14 protein-coding genes are annotated in these 17,970 nt (G+C 68.4%); 3 read left to right on the forward strand and 11 right to left on the reverse strand.

Annotated elements, in window-relative coordinates:
- Nucleotides 1–48: 48 nt before the first annotated feature.
- The 8 genes from WMF14_RS18895 to WMF14_RS18930 all read right to left on the reverse strand — a co-directional run bounded on the left by WMF14_RS18895 (nucleotide 49) and on the right by WMF14_RS18930 (nucleotide 10,493).
- Complete coding sequence (locus tag WMF14_RS18895) at nucleotides 49–1,020, reverse strand: ABC transporter substrate-binding protein (protein WP_272098593.1); 972 nt, start codon at nucleotides 1,018–1,020, stop codon at nucleotides 49–51.
- An 83-nt stretch (nucleotides 1,021–1,103) separates the two neighbouring features.
- Nucleotides 1,104–1,802 (reverse strand): L-ribulose-5-phosphate 4-epimerase, encoded by a 699-nt coding sequence (locus WMF14_RS18900; RefSeq protein ID WP_437802760.1) that lies wholly within the window; start codon nucleotides 1,800–1,802, stop codon nucleotides 1,104–1,106.
- 9 nt (nucleotides 1,803–1,811) lie between these two features.
- Nucleotides 1,812–3,317, reverse strand: a complete 1,506-nt coding sequence (araA, locus tag WMF14_RS18905) for an L-arabinose isomerase (RefSeq protein WP_437802762.1) — start codon at nucleotides 3,315–3,317, stop codon at nucleotides 1,812–1,814.
- A gap of 11 nt (nucleotides 3,318–3,328) precedes the next feature.
- Nucleotides 3,329–5,023, reverse strand: coding sequence for a ribulokinase (locus WMF14_RS18910; RefSeq protein ID WP_437802764.1), 1,695 nt, complete (start codon nucleotides 5,021–5,023; stop codon nucleotides 3,329–3,331).
- Between the two features lie 353 nt (nucleotides 5,024–5,376).
- A complete protein-coding gene (locus WMF14_RS18915) occupies nucleotides 5,377–5,961 on the reverse strand; it encodes a hypothetical protein (RefSeq protein ID WP_437802766.1) in 585 nt (194 codons plus the stop codon).
- Nucleotides 5,940–7,370, reverse strand: a complete 1,431-nt coding sequence (locus WMF14_RS18920) for a M64 family metallopeptidase (protein WP_437802768.1) — start codon at nucleotides 7,368–7,370, stop codon at nucleotides 5,940–5,942. The genes WMF14_RS18915 and WMF14_RS18920 overlap by 22 nt, the downstream gene beginning before the upstream one ends.
- A gap of 79 nt (nucleotides 7,371–7,449) precedes the next feature.
- Nucleotides 7,450–8,886, reverse strand: coding sequence for a DUF1552 domain-containing protein (locus tag WMF14_RS18925; RefSeq protein ID WP_437802770.1), 1,437 nt, complete (start codon nucleotides 8,884–8,886; stop codon nucleotides 7,450–7,452).
- Entirely contained in the window at nucleotides 8,883–10,493 is a 1,611-nt protein-coding gene (locus WMF14_RS18930) for a DUF1592 domain-containing protein (RefSeq protein WP_437802772.1), read from the reverse strand. The genes WMF14_RS18925 and WMF14_RS18930 overlap by 4 nt, the downstream gene beginning before the upstream one ends.
- A 925-nt stretch (nucleotides 10,494–11,418) precedes the next feature.
- Between WMF14_RS18930 and WMF14_RS18935 the strand changes: the two genes are divergently transcribed.
- Nucleotides 11,419–12,471, forward strand: coding sequence for a LacI family DNA-binding transcriptional regulator (locus WMF14_RS18935; protein WP_437330048.1), 1,053 nt, complete (start codon nucleotides 11,419–11,421; stop codon nucleotides 12,469–12,471).
- Between the two features lie 298 nt (nucleotides 12,472–12,769).
- Here WMF14_RS18935 and WMF14_RS18940 read toward each other — a convergent pair whose 3' ends face one another.
- Nucleotides 12,770–13,153 (reverse strand): hypothetical protein, encoded by a 384-nt coding sequence (locus WMF14_RS18940; protein ID WP_437802774.1) that lies wholly within the window; start codon nucleotides 13,151–13,153, stop codon nucleotides 12,770–12,772.
- Between the two features lie 61 nt (nucleotides 13,154–13,214).
- Here WMF14_RS18940 and WMF14_RS18945 point away from each other — a divergent pair, with 61 nt between their 5' ends.
- Nucleotides 13,215–14,042, forward strand: a complete 828-nt coding sequence (locus tag WMF14_RS18945; RefSeq protein WP_272098613.1) for an endo-1,4-beta-xylanase — start codon at nucleotides 13,215–13,217, stop codon at nucleotides 14,040–14,042.
- A 261-nt stretch (nucleotides 14,043–14,303) separates the two neighbouring features.
- On the opposite strand, the gene WMF14_RS18950 is transcribed toward WMF14_RS18945, so the two are convergent.
- Complete coding sequence (locus WMF14_RS18950; protein WP_437802776.1) at nucleotides 14,304–15,515, reverse strand: vWA domain-containing protein; 1,212 nt, start codon at nucleotides 15,513–15,515, stop codon at nucleotides 14,304–14,306.
- 550 nt (nucleotides 15,516–16,065) lie between these two features.
- On the opposite strand from WMF14_RS18950, the gene WMF14_RS18955 reads away from it, so the two are divergent.
- On the forward strand, nucleotides 16,066–16,227 hold the full coding sequence (locus WMF14_RS18955; RefSeq protein WP_437802778.1) for a hypothetical protein: 162 nt from the start codon (nucleotides 16,066–16,068) through the stop codon (nucleotides 16,225–16,227).
- Between the two features lie 89 nt (nucleotides 16,228–16,316).
- On the opposite strand, the gene WMF14_RS18960 is transcribed toward WMF14_RS18955, so the two are convergent.
- On the reverse strand, nucleotides 16,317–17,579 hold the full coding sequence (locus WMF14_RS18960; protein ID WP_437802779.1) for an ADP-ribosylglycohydrolase family protein: 1,263 nt from the start codon (nucleotides 17,577–17,579) through the stop codon (nucleotides 16,317–16,319).
- Between the last annotated feature and the right edge of the window lie 391 nt (nucleotides 17,580–17,970).

The raw sequence follows: 17,970 nt of genomic DNA on the forward strand, positions 1-17,970 counted from the left end.
CGCTCACGTCCTCCCCGGCGGCCTCCGCGGCGCCACCGTCACGCGCGCTCAGTACTTGCGCTTCGGGAACTCCTGGGCGGCGGTCTCCATCGGGAAGACGCCCTCCTCGGTGACGATGCGCTTCGGCAGCTGCTTGCCCGCCACCAGGTCCTTCACAGCGCTCATCAGCTGCGGCCCGAGGAGGGGGCTGCACTCGACCGTCACGTTCAGCTTGCCGGCCATCATCGCCTCGAACGCGCCCTTCACCGCGTCGATCGAGATGATGAGGATGTCCTTGCCGGGCTTGAGCCCCGCCTCCTCGATGGCCTGGATCGCGCCGATCGCCATGTCGTCGTTGTGGGCGTAGAGGACGTTGATGTTCTTGCCCTCCGCCTTGAGGAACGCCTCCATGACCTCCTTGCCCTTGGCGCGCGTGAAGTCGCCCGTCTGGGAGCGGAGGATCTTGAACTGGGGCTTGTCCTTGATGATCTCCTCGAACCCCTTCTTGCGATCGATCGCGGGGGCCGAGCCGACGGTGCCCTGCAGCTCGACGATGTTGATCGGGTCCTTCTGGTCCTTCGTCTTCTCGACCAGCCACTTCGCCGCGCGGCGGCCCTCCTCGACGAAGTCCGACCCCATGAAGCTGACCCAGAGGGTGTCGTCCTTCGTATCCACGGCGCGATCGGTCAGGATGACGGGGATCTTGGCCTCCTTGGCCTCGCGCAGGACGGGCTCCCAGCCGGTCTCGACCACGGGCGAGAAGGCGATGACGTCGACCTTCTGTGCGATGAACGACCGGATGGCCTTGATCTGGTTCTCCTGCTTCTGCTGCGCGTCGGAGAGCTTGAGGTCGATCCCGGCCGCCTTGGCGGACTCCTCGATCGACTTGGTGTTCGCCGTCCGCCACTCGCTCTCCGCGCCGATCTGGGAGAACCCGAGCGTGATCTGCTTATTTTCCTTTTGACAGCCCGGCCCGACCACGATCAGCGCCAGCCCTGCCAGCGCCATCATCCCCGTGGTGACAAAGTTTCGCCTCTTCATCGCGCAGCTCGTCTCCTCTCGTCCGTCGCCTCGTCCCATGAGGCACCTCGCTCATCCTCGCCGTCGTCCCCCGACGTACGGCGTCACTTCTGCCCGTAGTACGCCTTTTTCCCGTGCTTCCGGTCGAAGTGCTTGCGCACGAGCGCGTCGGGCAGGCGAGCGGCGCCCGGGTGGATCGTGCGGGTGATGAACGCCATCCTCGCGATCTCCTCGAGCACCGCCGCATTGTACACCGCCTTCTCGGCGTCCTCTCCCCACGCGAACGGGCCGTGTCCCGCCACCAGCACCATGGGTGTGTGAAGCGGGTTACGATCCCTGAAGCACTCGATGATCTGCTTCCCCGTCTCCGTCTCGTAGTCGCCCTCCACGGCGTCCGGCCGCATCACCTCGGTGCAGGGTACATCCTCGGCCAGGTGATCCGCGTGCGTCGTACCGTAGATCGGGATCGGCATGCCTGTCTGCGCCCAGCCGGTCGCGTAGGTCGAGTGCGTGTGAACCACGCCACCAAGCCCGCGGAAGCTCGCGTAGAGAACGATATGCGTCCTGGTGTCCGAGGAGGGGCGGAGGCGTCCCTCCACCACCTTCCCCTCCAGATCGACCACAATCATGTCGTCGGCCGACAGCCGATCGTAAGGGACGCCGCTGGGCTTGATCGCCAGGACGCCTCTGTCGCGATCGAACGCCGAGACGTTGCCGAACGTGTAGATCGCGAGCCCCCGGCGCGGGATCTCCATGTTCGCCGTGAAGGCGCGCTCGCGCAGCTCTCGATAGGTCGCGCTCACGTTATGGCCTCAGTGCGTCAGCCGGTAGGAGAGATCGTTCCAGCGGAGCTCGTTCTTGAGCGCGCGGATCTCGGTCCCTTCGCCGATGCGGACCAGCTCCACGCCGGCGATGGAGGCGAAGTCCTCCACGTGCGCCATCGTCACGGCGCGGCTGTGGGCACAGTGATGGGCGCCTCCAGCCAGGATCCACGCCTCGCAGGCGAGCCTGAAATCGGGCTTCAGGATCCACACCGCGCGCGCGACGGGCAGCTTCGGCATCGCCCTCTCGGGCGGCACCGACTCGAGCTCGTTGGCGACGATCCGCATGCGGCCGCCCATGTCGATCATGGCAACGTTCACAGCGGGCCCGGCGCCGGCGTCGAAGACGAGCCGGCACGGGTCCGCCTTGCCGCCGATCGAGAGCGGGTGGATCTCCAGCGACGGCCTCCCGGAGGCGATCGAGGGACAGATCTCCAGCATGTGGGCGCCGAGGACGCGCTCTTGCCCCTGGACCAGGTGATACGTGTAGTCCTCCATGAAGGAGACGCCGCCGCGCAGGCCCGTCGCCATGACCTTCAGGGCGCGGACCAGGCCGCAGGACTTCCAGTCGCCCTCCGCCCCGAAGCCGTATCCGTCGGCCATGAGCCGCTGCACCGCGAGGCCGGGGAGCTGCTTGAGCCCGTGCAGATCCTCGAAGGTGGTGGTGAAGCCGCCGAAGCCGCCCTCCTTCAGGAAGGAGCGCATCGCCGCTTCCTGCCGCGCCGCGTACCGCAAGTCGCCGTGGCGATCTCCGCCCCTCCTCAGGGCGGGGGCGATGGCGTACGCCTCGTCGTACTCCGCCACGAGGCGATCGACCTCGCGCTCGTCGACGTCGGCGATGCGCCCCACGAGATCGCCCACGCCATAGCCGTTCACCGACCAGCCGAACTTGACCTGCGCCTCGACGCGGTCGCCGCCGGTGACGGCCACCTCTCTCATGTTCATGCCGCCGAAGCGCGCGATCTTGAGCCGCCGCCCGTCGAGGATGGCGCAGGCGGCGCGCGCCCAGATGTCGAGCTTGGCGAGGACGTCGCCGTCCGTCCAGTGGCCGACGATGACCCTCCGGTCGATGCGCAGGCGAGCGCCGATGTACCCGAACTCGCGGTCCCCGTGGGCCGACTGGTTCAGGTTCATGAAGTCCATATCGATGCTGTCCCAGGGAAGCTCGCGGCCGTACTGCGTGTGCAGGTGCGCGATCGGCTTCTCCAGGCGCTTCAGCCCCGCGATCCACATCTTCGCGGGCGAGAACGTGTGCATCCACGTGATCACGCCGGCGCACCGCGGCGACGCGTTGGCCTCGCGACAGACGGCGAGGATCGCCTCGGAGCTCTTGAGCGTCGGCTTCCAGACGACCCTGACCGGGAGCTTGCCCGAGGCGTCGAGGGACGCGGCGATCTCCCGCGCGTGTTCGGCGACCTGCTTCAGCGCCTCCTCACCGTAGAGGTCTTGACTGCCAGTCAAGAACCACACCTCGAAGCCCTCTCGAAGATCCTGCATCGCGATCCCGCTCATTGCGTCAACTCCCTCTCCACGAACGATCCCAGCGCGACATAATCCCGGTACAGCGCGTCATAGAGCCTGGCGCGCTCGGGATCCGGCAGATACCGGGCCTCGGTCCCAGACGACATCGCGCGCTGCGCGTCCTCGACCGTGGCGTGCAGGCCGGCGGCGGTCGCGGCGAACATCGCCGCGCCCAGCGCGACCGGCTGCTCGCCGGCGCGGACCTCGACGGTCATGTCGAGCACGTCCGAGAGGACCTGCATGGTGAGCGGGCTCTTTCGCGCGACGCCGCCGACACCGATGATGCCGTCGATGCGGAGCCCCTCGGATCGGAAGCGCTCGACGATGGCGCGCGATCCGAACGCGATCCCCTCCACGAGCGCGCGGTAGATCCGCGGGGCGTCCGTGCCCAGATCGAGGCCGACGATGGCGCCCTTGAGCCGCTGGTCCGCGTCCGGGGTCCTGCGCCCGTTCAGCCAGTCGAGCGCCAGCACGGAGCTCCGCGCCGGCGGGATCTCCGAGGCCGCCCGCTCCAGCTCGGGGATGATCCGCTCGATCGCCGCATCGGCGAGCGTCACGTCGGCCAGCGTCGTCCGGAGCGAATGGCCCTCGCCGGGCAGGGCAGGGAGGATGGCGAGGAGCGGCCAGCTAAGGAGCTGCTTGAACCAGGCAAAGACGTCGCCGAACGCGGACTGCCCCGCTTCGTAGCCGACCGCGCCCGGGAGGATCGAGCCGTCGACCTGGCCGCAGATCCCGGCGACGAGGACCTCCGGCGCGCCGGTCTTCGGGATGACGAGCATATCGCACGTGCTCGTGCCCATGACCTTGAGCAGGCGGTTCGGCTGGATGTTGCCGCCGACCGCGCCCATGTGCGCGTCGAAGGCGCCGACGGCGACGACGACGTTGTCCGGGATACCGAGCGTCGCGGCCCACCCGGGCGAGATCGTCCCGAAGGGCACGTCCGCGGTCCAGGTCTGCGAGCCGAGCGTGGCCTTGATGGCGGGCAGGCGCGGATTGAGCCTCGCCAGGAACTCGTTCGAGGGATAACCGTCGAACTCCGGGTGCCACATCGCCTTGTGCCCTGCGGCGCAGCGGCTCCGGCGGATCTGCCTGAGGTCGTCGGTGCCGGTCAGGACGGCGGGGATCCAGTCGCAGTGCTCCAGGACGGTGACCGCCGCGCGCGCGACCGCCGGATTGGTCTCGATGACGTGGAGCGCCTTGGCCCAGAACCACTCGGACGAGTACACGCCGCCCTCGTACTTCGTGTAGTCCACGCCGCCCCAGGTCCGGGCGACGCTGTTGATCCGCGCCGCCTCGGCCACCGCGGTGTGGTCCTTCCAGAGGATGAACATCGCGTCCGGGTCCTCCTCGAAGCCAGGGCAGAGCGAGAGAGGTCTGCCCTTCGCGTTGGCCAGGACCGGCGTGGATCCGGTGGTGTCGACCGCGATCCCGCGCACCTGCGCGGCGACGTCGCTGCCCGCCTGGTCCAGCGCCGCGCGGACGGACGCCTCCATGGCATGCAGGTAGTCGAGCGGATGCTGGCGGAACCGGTGCGCGCGCGCGTCGCAATAGAGGCCCTGCGCCCAGCGCGGGTAGGGCGCGACCGAGGCCCCCGCGAGCTCACCGTTCCGCGCGTCCGCGACGACCGCGCGCACGGAGTCGGTGCCGAAATCGATCCCGATGACGAATGTTCCCTTGCGCATGACGACCCGTTGGCCGGGCGAAGCCAGTTAAGGATGTGCCCCGCGTTCAATGTGAACGTTCACAATGTGGCTGTCAATCATAATCTACTGGAACGCGACGCTTCTAAGGTCCCGGAGGATGAACCAGGCTGCAACTCTCCTCTCGTGCGGTTAGGACGGGGAGGGGACGAGGGGCCGCTGGCTGGAGCGACCACGAGCGCGACCACGACCACGAGCACGAGCGCGACCACGACCACGACCACGACCACGACCACGACCACGTGAACGTTCACGTTGGTGGCCGATGGTGGAGTGGAGGGGGTGTGACCTGCGCGTGACCGAAGGAGCTTGGCTGATGCCTCGGGGGACGCGGCTCAGCCGCCTTCGAGGCAGATCCTGCGAACGAAGCGCCTGACGGTCGAGGCGCGATGCTCGGCGTAGTAGCCCTCCGCCGCCGCTCTCGACGACTCGCCCGGCGCGGCGAGGCAGTCTGCGATGATCTCGTAGCCGTCCTGGAGATGGTTCGGGTCGCCGGGATGCGTGCGACGATATTCGTGCACGAGCTCCCGCATGCGCGCGCCGTTCCGCGCGCTCATCGCGTCGTTCAGCAGCCCGATCAGGCCGTTCTCATGCTGTATCTCGACGTGGCGCTGCGTGATGGGGTGGGGGTGGGCGGGGCCTTCGTGTCGGTCGTCGGGGCTCGGCCCGATGACGGGCAGGTCGTCGATCGCCGCGGCGAGCGTGGTGCTGCCGGCCGACGCCAGTGGTTCGTTCGACCCACGGCGCGGCGTTGCCTCGCGCGGCGCCTCCTCTCGCGACGTCTCCTGCCGAGAGGAAGGTGGCCGCCGCGCGTCGGGCTCTCGAGAGCGATGCACGAGGTAAAGCGCCGCGCCGAGGAGCAGCAGCGCGGCGACGGACCCGCGCCTGCGCGCCGACCTCACGGGATCGTCACGGTCCACGTCACCGTCTCTTGCGAGCGGGGCCAGTTGTCGCGACCCCAGCAGGGATCGTAGTAGCGGGGATCGGTCGAGGGAGGAGGGTCGAGGCACTCGCCGCTGCGGTAGCGCACCAGCTCTTCGCCGGCGTTGTCGTAGGCCTTGGCGACGATGGTGTGGGTGCCCGATGCGAGGCCCGCCGCGGCGACGTTGTAGACGGGGCCGCCGTCCGTCGCGATCACCTCGCCGTCGAGCGTCCAGTCCACGCTGATGACGTCGGGATCGATCACGTCGAGCGCGAGCGTCTCCGGATCCGTGACGGCCCCCGCGGGCGGATCGGCCGAGTCGATCGGCCTGACGCGCATCCAGATGTCCATGATCATCTTCTCGCGCGAGACCGGATTGAAGCTCGTGTTCTTGTTGTCTCCGAACAGGCTGTTCATCATCGAGTTCGAGGACGGGCGGTACTGCCCGCCATCGACGTAGCGGCTGCCGATGAACGTGCCCTGCACGCCCGTGGCGTCGGCGGCGTCGTAGTCCAGCCACTTGTCCCACTTGCCCGCCGTCGTCGCGCAGTTGCCCGTGCTGTTCACCTCGACGTACTCCGTGCCGCTGCCGCTGCACGTGTTCGCGCCGCACGCGGAGCCCGTCGCCTTGGCGCAGTACTCGTCGGCGAGCTGATGGAAGCCGTGGCCACCTTCGTGCAGGGCCGCTCCGGCGGCCTCCGCGTGCGCGCCGGACCAGAGCATCCAGGCCGAGCCCGTGTTCCACCAGCGATCGTTGTTCAACACGATGGCGTGCCAGTCGACCTCGAAGTCCTCGGGGAGGTTCGCCTTGAGCGCCTGATCCGCCTTGCGGGTGTCGCACTCTGCGAGGCGGCTCTCGTCGTCACCCGTGCAGCCGAGCGCTCCAGGGATGCCGTTCGAGGGGCTCACCAGCTTGACGGCGCAGATGTTGACGAACTTGCGATACCTGCCGTACGGCTCGCCGATCGGGCTGCTGAACCGCTTGGCCATCGCCTCCTCGATGTGCTCGATGTACGTGGTGTTCACGGTCGTGGCGTCGTAGCCGTCGCCCACGATGACGTAGTTGACGCGGTTCTCAGGTGGCCCCGCGCTCTCGATGGCCACGCCGTTCGCGCCGCAGTCGAGCACGTAAGCGGGGCCGCCTCCTCCTGTGCCGCCGGGCACGAAGCTCCCCCCGGCGCCCGTGCCGGTGGACCCGCTCTGTGCTGCGCCGCCTGCGCCGCCTGCGCCGCCCGAGCCCGGAGCTCCGCTGCCTGTTGCTCCGCCGCTGGCAGAGCCGCCAGACGCAGAGGTGCCGCTCGCCGACGTGCCGCCGCCGTCGGTCGTCGCCGCGGGGCTGTCCGGGGCCTCGCCGCAGGCGCAGAGCGCCACCAAGCTCAAGGCGTGCAGGTTGCAGATCGACTTCATCCTCGTCACCTCACGACCCCTCGCAGGCGGCGTCTACGCCCGGCTCGGCTCTACCGTATCCGAGCTCCGAGGCCCACGGTCACCCGAACAGCCCCTCGATCGCCGAGGTCCGCTGGTCCTTGTCCCCCATCACGAGATCCGGTGCTCCGAAGGAGGCCGCGATCGCCATCCACAGGTCGTTGGTGGAGCGGCCGCCGCGGTTGCCGTTGTTCCACACCTGCCCGCCGCGCAGCTTGGTTCCCGCGCCGCCGAACAGCACCCACGCCATCTTGTCCCAGTTGTGATGCCGCGTGCCGACCTCCGTGATGTACGGGACCAGCGTGGTGTCGAGCAGCGTCCCGCCGGTCACGTCCTTGGTCTCCGCGAGCTCCTTCAGGAAGCCGGCGACGTAGCCGGCGTAGAACTCTTCCACCCGCGTGAGGAACTCGAGCGTGTCGGGTGTATCGGGATCGTGGCTCGTTGTGTGGTGCACCTTGAAGATGGAGGAGTTGGGGGGCCACAGCTCGCCGAAGCTCACGTGGTTCGTGCCAGGGGACCACTGGAACGTGACCACGCGCGTCAGGTCGCAGCGGAACGCCGCCTTGATCACGGCGAAGTGGAGCGCGCCGATGCGCGCGTGCTTCACGTCGTCGCGCTCCGTGACGACGTGCGAGCCGCCGTAGGGATCGATGTGCCCGCTCACCTGGATGACCTCTGGCTCCTGGGGCATACCGCAGGTCGCGGGATCCCTCGGGTCCGCGTCGAACTCCGCCTCCACCTCGCGGATGGCGGCGGCGTGCCCCTCCAGCGCCTCTCGCTGGGAGCTCGGCGCGAGGCTCTGAAGGCGCTTCAGGTCCTTCATCGCGAAGTCCAGCACGCTCTTCTTCTGCAGGCGCGCCCGCGCCAGGGCATCCAGGTTGTCGTTCGTCGGGCCGCCCGGCATCAGCGTGCCGAACACCCGCCGGTACACCTCTTGCGGCTGGTAGTAGGGCGTCATCGGCGCCCGCGCGCCCGAATAGGACATGTGGCGGGTCGACACCTCGGGCGTGTCGGCGCGGTTGTCGCAGGACACCTGGAGCGACGCGATCGGCGTGCCCTGGAGCTCGGCCGACTGCTTCACGAGCAGCTGGTCGATGCTCGGCGCCTCGGCCATCGGATCGTCGCCGCCGTTGCCCGGGTACAGCTGCTTGGTCCGCGTCCCCGTGCACATCAGCACCGTCCCGCGCTCGTGGCCGCCGCCGACGGACCCCTCGTGCGGCAGCTTCAGGTCGCGCATCACGATCATCCGAGACTTCATGGCCTCGAACGGGGTCAGGATGCGGGAGAGCGTGAAGTTGGTCCCGTCGCCTTGCGGCCAGTAGTTCTCGTACACGGTGCCCACGGGGCGCTGCACGATCAGCAGGCGCCTCGGGGGCGCCGCGCCCTCCGCGGCCGACTCGAGGCCCTTGAGCACCGTGACGAGACCCGCGGCGGCGCCGATGCCTTGCAGGAAGCGGCGGCGAGACCATCCATAAGAAAGGTTGTAGCCCACGGTCATTCCTCCCTGGCGCGCTCGGTCAGCGCGGACGACGTCACGATGCCTTTCACGACGTTGGCCAGCGTCCGCTGGCCCTCTGGCAGCGCCTCGATCACGCGTCCGACCTGACAGTCGCGGACCCCGAGCGTCTCATCGTCCGTGCCGTAGGTCAGCAGGTGCCGCGTGATGCAGGCGGCGAACCCGTCGTTCTGCGCGACGGCCTCGGCGAACTCGACGGCGCTCGCGTAGCTCCCCGCGACCTCGGCGATGTTGCCCAGGTTGACGCGCGCGTCGATCGGCTCCCCATCGAGGGTGTCGCGGTACCGGCCGACCGGATCGTAGTTCTCGAGCAGCAGGCCGAACGCGTCGAACTGGGCGTGACACGCGGCGCAGGTGGAGTTCGCGGCGCGCGCGTCGGCGCGCTCGCGCTCGGTCATGTCGGCCTCGAGCAGCTCCTTGATCGCGTCCGAGAGCGACTCCGGGGGCGACGGGATCTTCCCGAGGCAGAGCAGGGCGCCGCGCACGAAGAGCCCTCGCGCCACCACGCTCGTGTTGTCGGTCCGGGCCAGCGCCGCGAGCAGGCCGGGCTGCGTGAGGATCCCGGCGCGCTCGTCGGCCGGCAGCTCGACCTTGCTGAACTCCTCCGGGCTCGATCCCGTGTGCTCCACGCCGTAGACCTTCGCGAGCACGGCGTTCACGAACGTCTCCCTCGTGGTGAGCAGCTCCGACACGTCCGCTCCGCGGTTCCACAGGAGGTCGTCCACGAGCAGCTCGGTCTCGTGGAACATGCTCGCCTGGAGCGCGGGGGTGTACTCGGGGAAGAGCCCCGGATCCTTCACCGTGCCGAAGAGGTTGCTGAGCCCCCACGCCGCGATCAGCGTGGTGTTCAGGCTGCTGCGCGTCTCGGGCTTCTCGAGGAGGCGCTCGGCCTGGCGCGCCAGCTCCTCCGGATCGTTCAGGGCCCCGGAGTCGGCGGCGGCGGCGAGATCCTCGTCCGGCAGGCTGTCCGTCAAGAAGAACGAGAGCTCGCTCGCGACCTCGTGCGCGGCGAGCTTCACCACGTCGCCGTCCGCGTCGCCGCCGAGCTCGGTGCGGTAGGAGAACGAGGGGGACGCGATGAGCGCCTCGAGCGCGAGCGAGACGCCCCGCTCGTAGCTCGTCTCCTTCCCGAGCGCATAGACCGACCACAGGTTCTCGAGCTCCGCCTGGTCCACGGGCCGGCGGAACGCTCGTTGCGCGAACTTCGTCAGAAACGTCTTGGCGCAGGCGTCGTCCCCGTCGGGGGTGCACCCCGTCACCTGCTCGAAGCGCCCCGAGATGCTCTCGGCCGCGTAGGCAGCCCTCGCGAGCCGCGTATGCACAAGGGAGGTCCCCACGACAAGGCCCTTCTTGGCAAACGGCTTCGTCCGCGCGTCCGGCGCCTGCTCCGCCTCGATGGCCTCCTCCCCCAGGAGATCCCGGATGGCGTTGATGAACTGCAGGTCGGCGAGCAGCACGACCCGTCGTTCGAGCCGCGGGTTGCACACGGCGTCTCCGCCGCCCGAGGAGCTCGTGCCCCCGCCCGTCGGGTTCGCGCCGGCGCCCGAGGAGACGCCCGAGGAGCTCGAGTTGCCGCCGATATCACCCACGCACCCTGCAACGAGGAGCGAAGTGCACGCGGCCGCTCGCAGCAGCCGGGAGGCCGCCCCGCTGTGAGTGAATGTTTCCACCTTCCATCGATCACACGCGGCGTTCGTGCCGCTATCGTGAGTGGAAGATTTCATGGCTCCTGCTGCGCGACCTCGGCCATCGAGCCACCTCGGCGCTTTGCGGGGCGCGCGCCCCAAGGCGGCGGCCAATAAAGAAGATAATTTCACACGATCCCTCCTGTGAGTCCGCCCTTGTGTGAAAAAGTGCCTTGCTGACGTCCGGGGCTGCGCTAGATGATCTGGCGCCGCACCGCGTAACCCCTTCACGAACCGCCGCTGCCGCGCGGGCCGACCCTGGTTGGCCATGGCGTGTGAGGCGAGCGCACGGCGCAGCAGGTCAGACCCGCCGCCTCTCCCCGCGCTAACATCGATGACGAATGCCCCGCTGCATAGACGTACGACGACGACCTAGCGGGCGCAATGCCTAAGGATGTTCCCCGAATTGTGAGCGTTCACATCTCTCGTGTCAACTGGAATCGGCTGGTGCCCCAACGATTCCTGAACCGGTTGAGTACGAGCGCCAGCGGCGTTCCTCCGAAGCCCGCCCTCCAGGGGAGGAGGGGCCGGGCTGTGGACCTGATCGACGGGGCCACGCTCGCCGGCGGCGGCCGGCATGCCGTTCGCATAGGCCAGATGTGAGAGACGGCGTGAAATCTGCGGGATCGATCGTGGGCCCACCGGGAATGGCTTCTACGACGACGAACAGCGTCGGTGCCGCGCTCGATCCCGATGGCGACGATCCCCGGCGCGCACCCGCCCAGTGACGCGAAAGCCGAGTGAAATGAAGAACTCCGACCAGTATGTGAACGCTCACACTGAAGAACTCCGTTCCAATCGACCGGTCCGCGACTATCCTCTCGCGCCGATGGCTGACAAATCTCTTCCGGAGCGCCGCGTCAAAAGGGGCGGCGGGCGACGGGCGGCGGTCATGGTCGACGTGGCCAAGCTCGCTGGCGTCTCGTATCAGACGGTCTCGCGGGTCCTTCACGACAGCCCCCACGTGCGCCGCGACACGAGGGAGCGGGTGCTGGATGCGATCCGGCAGCTCGACTACCGGCCGAGCTCGGTGGCGCAGGCGCTCGTCACCGGCCGGTCGCGGACGCTCGGTGTGGTCAGCTTCGACACGACGCTCTACGGTCCGGCGTCGACGCTCCTGGGGCTCGAGGAGGCGGCGCACGACGCGGGTTATGGCGTGAGCATCGCCAGCTTGAAGTCGTTCAGCCGAGCGCCGGTGCTGGAGGCCGTGCAGCGGCTGCGCGACCAGGGGGCCGACGGCATCGTCGTGATCGCCCCGCAGCGGTCGGCGGTGGACGCGCTGCGGCACGTCACCTCCGATGTACCGGTTGTCGCGGTCGAGGGCGGTCCGGACGACTCGGTGCCGGTGGTCGCGGTCGACCAGCACGAGGGCGCCGCGTCCGCGACCCGCCACCTGCTCGATCTGGGCCACAAGACCGTGTGGCACATCGCCGGCCCGACCGACTGGCTCGAGGCCGACCAGCGCATCGACGGCTGGCGCTCGGCGCTGCAGGCGGCCGGCGCCGAGATCCCGCCGCTCCTGCGGGGCGACTGGAGCGCGCGCTCCGGCTACGAGCTCGCCCCGCAGCTGACGCGCACGCCGGGCGTCACCGCCGTGTTCGTGGCCAACGACCAGATGGCGCTCGGCCTCCTCCGCTTCCTCCACGAGAGTGGGCGCGAGACGCCGCGGGACATCAGCATCGTCGGCTTCGACGACATCCCGGAGGCCGCCTACTTCACGCCGCCGCTCACCACGGTGCGCCAGGACTTCTCCGAGCTCGGGCGCCGGTGCCTCCACGTCCTGCTCGGGCAGATCGAGAGCGGCCAGCGCTCGTGGTCGCGGGTCGTGGTCGAGACCGAGCTCGTGGTGCGCAAGAGCACGGCCGTCCCCCGACGCCGCTGAGACCGCTCTACCGTACCGGCTCCGTGATGTGTTCACGGACCGGGCCGTCAGCGGGCAAGCCAGGGATAACGAGCTGGGCCGCCGCTCGAAGTGCAAAGTTGCTTCATGATTGCAACATGCGCTGTCGATGCACGTTTCCTCTCAGCTGGGAACTTGAGATGTAGCAGGCTTCGCGCGCCTGTCGTGATCACTTCCAGGCGTGGCGGGAATCATCCGTCGCGAGTTGCACGGCGTGCGTATCGCTGAGCGTGGGCGCTGCCGTTCTTGCCGCCGCCCCTCGGCTTTCCCGCTCCCAGCTTCACCAACGACAATCGTCCGACTTGCGGAACTCCAACATGAACAAGAAGCGTTCTTCTCGATTGCTGTGCAGCACGGCCTGGATCGCGCTCGGAATGGCGACCCTCTTTGGATGCGCGGATGGGGGCGAGGGGGTTGACGACGGCGTGGGCGGCTCGGGCGGAGCGGGGAGCACCGGCACCAGCGCCGGCGTCAGCACGAGCTCCAGCAACAGCACGAACAGCAGCTCCAGCGCCAGCACGACGGCCGGCGTCGGCCCTGCCACCAGCAGCAGCTCGGGCGATCCCCCGACGACCGGCGCCACCTCCGGCGGCGCGACCACGGGGGTCGGCGGCGGGGACGCTTCGACCAGCGCGTCCACCAGCGCGTCGACCAGCGCGTCCACGGGGGCCGGCGGATCCGAGCCCGAGCCGAAGTTCGTCGGCAACATCACGACGAGCGGCGCCGTGCGCGACGGCTTCGCGAAGTACTGGAACCAGATCACGCCCGAGAACGAGGGCAAGTGGGGCTCCGTCGAGAGCAGCCGCGGGAACAAGAACTGGAGCTCGCTCGACAGGACCTACAAGTACGCGCAGGACAACAAGATCATCTTCAAGCACCACGTCTTCGTGTGGGGCAGCCAGCAACCCTCCTGGGTCGGGAGCCTCTCGCCGGACGAGCAGAAGAAGGCCGTGCGGAGCTGGATGGAAGAGTTCTGCAAGCGCTACCCGGACACGAAGTACATCGACGTCGTCAACGAGCCGCCGCCCCACACCACGCCCTCGTACACGGCCGGCCTCGGCGGCAACGGCGCCAGCGGCTGGGACTGGATCGTCAACGCCTTCAAGTGGGCTCGCGAGTTCTGCCCGAACGCCAAGCTCATCCTCAACGACTACAACAACATCGAGTACGAGAACGAGCACAGGCACTTCAAGGACATCGCGAAGAAGGTGATCGACGCGGGCGCCCCGGTCGACGCCCTCGGCGCACAGGCGCACGACGCATTCAAGATCAACACCAACACGGTCAAGGGGTACATCGACTCGCTCGCCGAGCTCGGCAAGCCCGTGTACATCACCGAGTACGACATCGGCGAAACGAACGACAGCAGGCAGAAGCAGATCATGGAGGAGCAGTTCACCATGTTCTGGAATCACCCCAAGATCCCGGGGATCACCCTGTGGGGTTACATCGTCGGCAAGACGTGGAGGAACGGCACCGGCCTCCAGCAGGAGAACGGCACCATGCGGCCGGCGATGCAGTGGCTGATGGACTTCCTCGATCGTGGTAACTGACGTCGCACCGACGCGCTGAGCTGGACGAGCTCCCTCGACCGAAGGAGCTCCGGCGCGCCCGCATCTCGTACGGATGCCGGCGCGCTCTCTCCAGGTCTGCGTCGGTCTCTCTGGCCTGGTGCGGGGGTAGATTCGTGTGATACGGGCTCGGGCGCCAGGCAGGCGAGTGAGGCGTACCCACTCGCCGGCTGCGCACCGGGAGACGAGCGGCTGGCCGGCGCCTCCTCGCGAAGACCCGTGTCGGCCAGCGGGCGTCGTCGATCACTGGGGCACTTGGAGCACGTCCTCGCAGGTGAAGTCGACGCCCAGGGAGACCTCGACGTCGGCCTGGACAACGGCGCAGGTATCGTCGCAGAGGATGATCGCCGTCGGGTTCGCAGGCTCGTCGTAGCGCCATGTGCCTGCGGCCGAGCAGGCCTGATCGTACGTGAGGGTCGTCGGCGTGTTGCTCGCGGCGCTCGTGTAGGTCACGTTGACCTTTTGCTTGTCGAAGCTCCTCCCGTCGGGCGCCGGCGGGATCGGGATCGTGCACGAGACGGCGGCGCCGCGGATCTTATCGATCGCGGTCTTGAACGCGGCCGCCGTCTGCGCGGGGTCGCCGGTGTTCAGCATCGACGCCTCTCCCGTGCCGCCCGCAGCCGCGATCTCGTGCAGGTTGGTGAGGCTAGGCGGCGCGCCTTCCCCCTGCGGACTGTCGACCCCGATCACGAAGGTCGAGATGTTGTTGGAGAGTGCGGCCTCGACGTTGCTCACGACGTCCGCGAGCGCGTTGCCGCCTTGCCGGCACCCCTCCGGATAGCCGTCGGTCACGAGCACGATCGCATATTTCCCGGGGTTCTGCTGGCGCTGCGCTTCGATGTAAGCGGTGAGGCCTTCGACCGCGAATGCCGTCGGCGTGCTGGTGCGCCACGTGCCCATGGTGCTCACCTGCGGCTCGATGACATCGATCGCCTCGCCGAACGCCGGGGAGGGGAGCGGCGTCATCGGTACATTCGGCGTCGAGTAGCCGGTGGCCTGGCACGCCTGGGTCGTCTGAGCCGAGCCCGGGAAGAAGGTGAGCGACGCCTTGAAGCCTTCGGACGCGGGATCCAGGAAGAACTGCTTCGTCGCGGCCACGACGGGATCCCACTTGAGGTCCTTCCTGCGCCACTCCACGTCGCTCGCTGTCATGCTGGCCGATACGTCGAACGCGAACACGAGGTACACCTGTTGAAACCCGGCCTGGGACGACTGGGTGGCGCACGCCTCCCCCGCGCCCGTCGAGCCCCCGCTGCTGCTGCCGGTCGTGCCGGAGCTCCCGCTCGAGCCCACGCCGCTTCCGCCGAAGGTGTCGTCGACGCCGGTGCCGGTGCTGCTGCTGGTGCTGGAGCCGGAGCCGGAGCTGTTGCCGGCGCCGGTGCTGCTCTGCGAGCCAGCGCTGTCCCCGCTGCCCTCGTTGGCCCCTCCGCACCCCGCGCCGATCAAAGCCGCCATTGGCAATGCAATGGCTATCCTAGGCAATCTCATGAGCCGACTCCTTCTCGAACGCGTGCCAGCACGGTCCGCGGGCACGAAGTTAGTTAGCGACGTGAGGTCTCCAGAGGCGGAATTTTCCAGTGCATGCCTCGCCGGAGCCCCGGGATCGACGACGAGTATAGTCGATGACGCTGATCTTTGCGCGGGATACGGTCTGAAAAGACGCAGCGTCGAGTCGCGACCTCATCGGGATGTCAGAAATGTCGCCGTAGCTCTTTGCGGTGGAGGTCTTCATCGTGCAGCGACGCTGCACGCGCTGGTCGCTATGAGCAGCTCGCGTGCGATCCGGCCGCCCGCCGAAAAATCGACCACACCCAAAGATTCATCCACGTGTCGAATTGCCCCGGTCGCGCTGCGGCGCCCTGGGAGAGAACTCGAGTGGTTTCCCGAGCGGCGTATCGACGTCCGCGACGATTCGAGGCAAGATTCCGCCGTGTGCTGGCAAGGGGCTTCCTTGCGGAGGGCACGCTGGTCGTTGGTGAACCGAAGGGTACCTCGCGGAGGTCTCATGAAGATGCGATTCGGGTTCACGAGCTTCTCGTTGCTTCTCGCGTGTTCTGGCGGCGCGATCTCCGAGCAAGCCGCTTCGGAGAGCGGCGGTGCCGCGAGCGCGACGACAGGCGCTTCGAGCGGGGCCGGAGGTGGCGCCACGAAGACGGGGTGGACGTGATCATGGGGTTGAGGCTGAAGGTGAACAGCTGCTCGCCGCGGCCAAGGCCTACTTCGACGTCTTCGGCCCGAGGCGCCTTGAGCTCCAGGTCATCTCGCCGAGCGAGGAGCGCGGGGCCGAGGCTCGGAGCCGGGGATGGCGCGCGCGCTGGCTCCTGTGCCGTCACGGGGGCGAGGAGGGAGGACCCACCGGGTCGGCTCGACCTGGCCGGCTCCCTCCTGCACGGCGAGGTCGACAAGCGCGGCCATCCTCCTCGCCACATCCGTGAAGGTGTCCTCGGCCTCGGGATCCTGCGGAAGCCGGTCCGGCAGGGTGGGGCGCGTGCGGTGGATATGATAACGGTCGGAGAGGCGCGCGCCCGGGAAGGCGCGGCGCAGCTCGTCCATCCCGCCGATGAGCGCAACGAGCGAGCCCATGGTCGCCGTGCCGTTGTCGGAGTCCCAGCCGGACAGGGTGCCGATCTGTACGGTGCGCCGGAAGCTCCCCTCACCGAACAGGAGGGCCAGCGTCGCGGTCGCCAGGTTGATCGCGGATTCCGTGTACCCCCGATAGACGAAGCCGTACGCCGAGGCCCGCTCCTGGTAGCGATCCGCAATGGCATCGCGGACGCGCTCCCAGTCGTCGCGATCCTCGGCGCGATCGCTCGTCGATAGATAGGCGGACAGCACGAAGTCGATGACATCGGCTGCCTTGGACTCGTCCGGCAGGTAGCTCCTGGCCTCACGGACGATGCGCACGATCTCCTGTCGCCGCGGCTTCTCCAGATCGACGGTCGCCGCGAGCGAGAAGAGGAGAACATGGAACTGCGCGGCGTGCGCGGCGTGATCGCGCGCGGTGGTCCGTATGGGGAGATCGGCGATCCGCAGCGCCAGCCCCGGCATGCCGGGCGCGAGGGCGCCGAAGATCTCCGTGGTGAGCTGGGCGTCGATCTGGAGCGCGTCCGGATTGAGCGCTGGATCGCTCGTCGCGGGGGGCAGCACGCCGCGCTCGAGGAGATCCCGCGCCCTCCGGTTGGAGACCCAGATGAAATCGTTGATGTGCGCGCGCCATCCGTCCCGGATTTGCTCGGGGGAGAGGAAGAGCGTCCCCGCCTCGGTCATGAGGTGGAGATAGACATACTCGATGTCGGTGTCATCGTCGGCCGGGCAGGGGTCGAGGAGGACGAAGTCGATCGGCGCCCCGTCGCGCCCCAGGGGCTTTCCCCAGTCAGCATCGGTGAAGAAGGGGCGCTGGATGCGGACGCCCTCCGTGCGAAGCCCCGTCCAGTTGGCGATGCACGCGCCAATCCACATCGCGCGGAGCCGCTCGGCGTATGCCGCGCGATCGAGATGGATCCGCGATCTCGGGGACATTCCCGGGGCGTCCCGTTGCTCCAGGGGAGCGGCGAGCGCGCAGCGCGGCGCGTCGCCGGCGCCCGGGAGCGGCGATAGAGAGAGGAGCGCGAGCAGGAGGCCGCGCGTCCACGCGCGGGGCCCGATGCGGGGTGGTGGGGTACTTTGGCCGAATGCGGGGTCTTGTGAACCGCCAAGACGCCAAAAGACGCCAAGAAAATTGCAAAAATCTTGGCGTCTTTTGGCGTCTTGGCGGTTCCAGCGTTCTGGCAGGGTGGGGTAAGTAGCCCACCACCCGATGCGGGGCGAGCCTTCGTCAGGGCGTCGATCGCGGCGGGTGCGCATGAATTGCCCCCCTCGAGTGCGCGATCGGTGCGTCGCGCATGCTCTCGCTTCGCGGTGGTGCAAGGGA

The sequence above is a fragment of the Sorangium sp. So ce693 genome (genome assembly GCF_051521375.1).
Lineage (GTDB): Bacteria > Myxococcota_A > Polyangia > Polyangiales > Polyangiaceae > Sorangium > Sorangium atrum.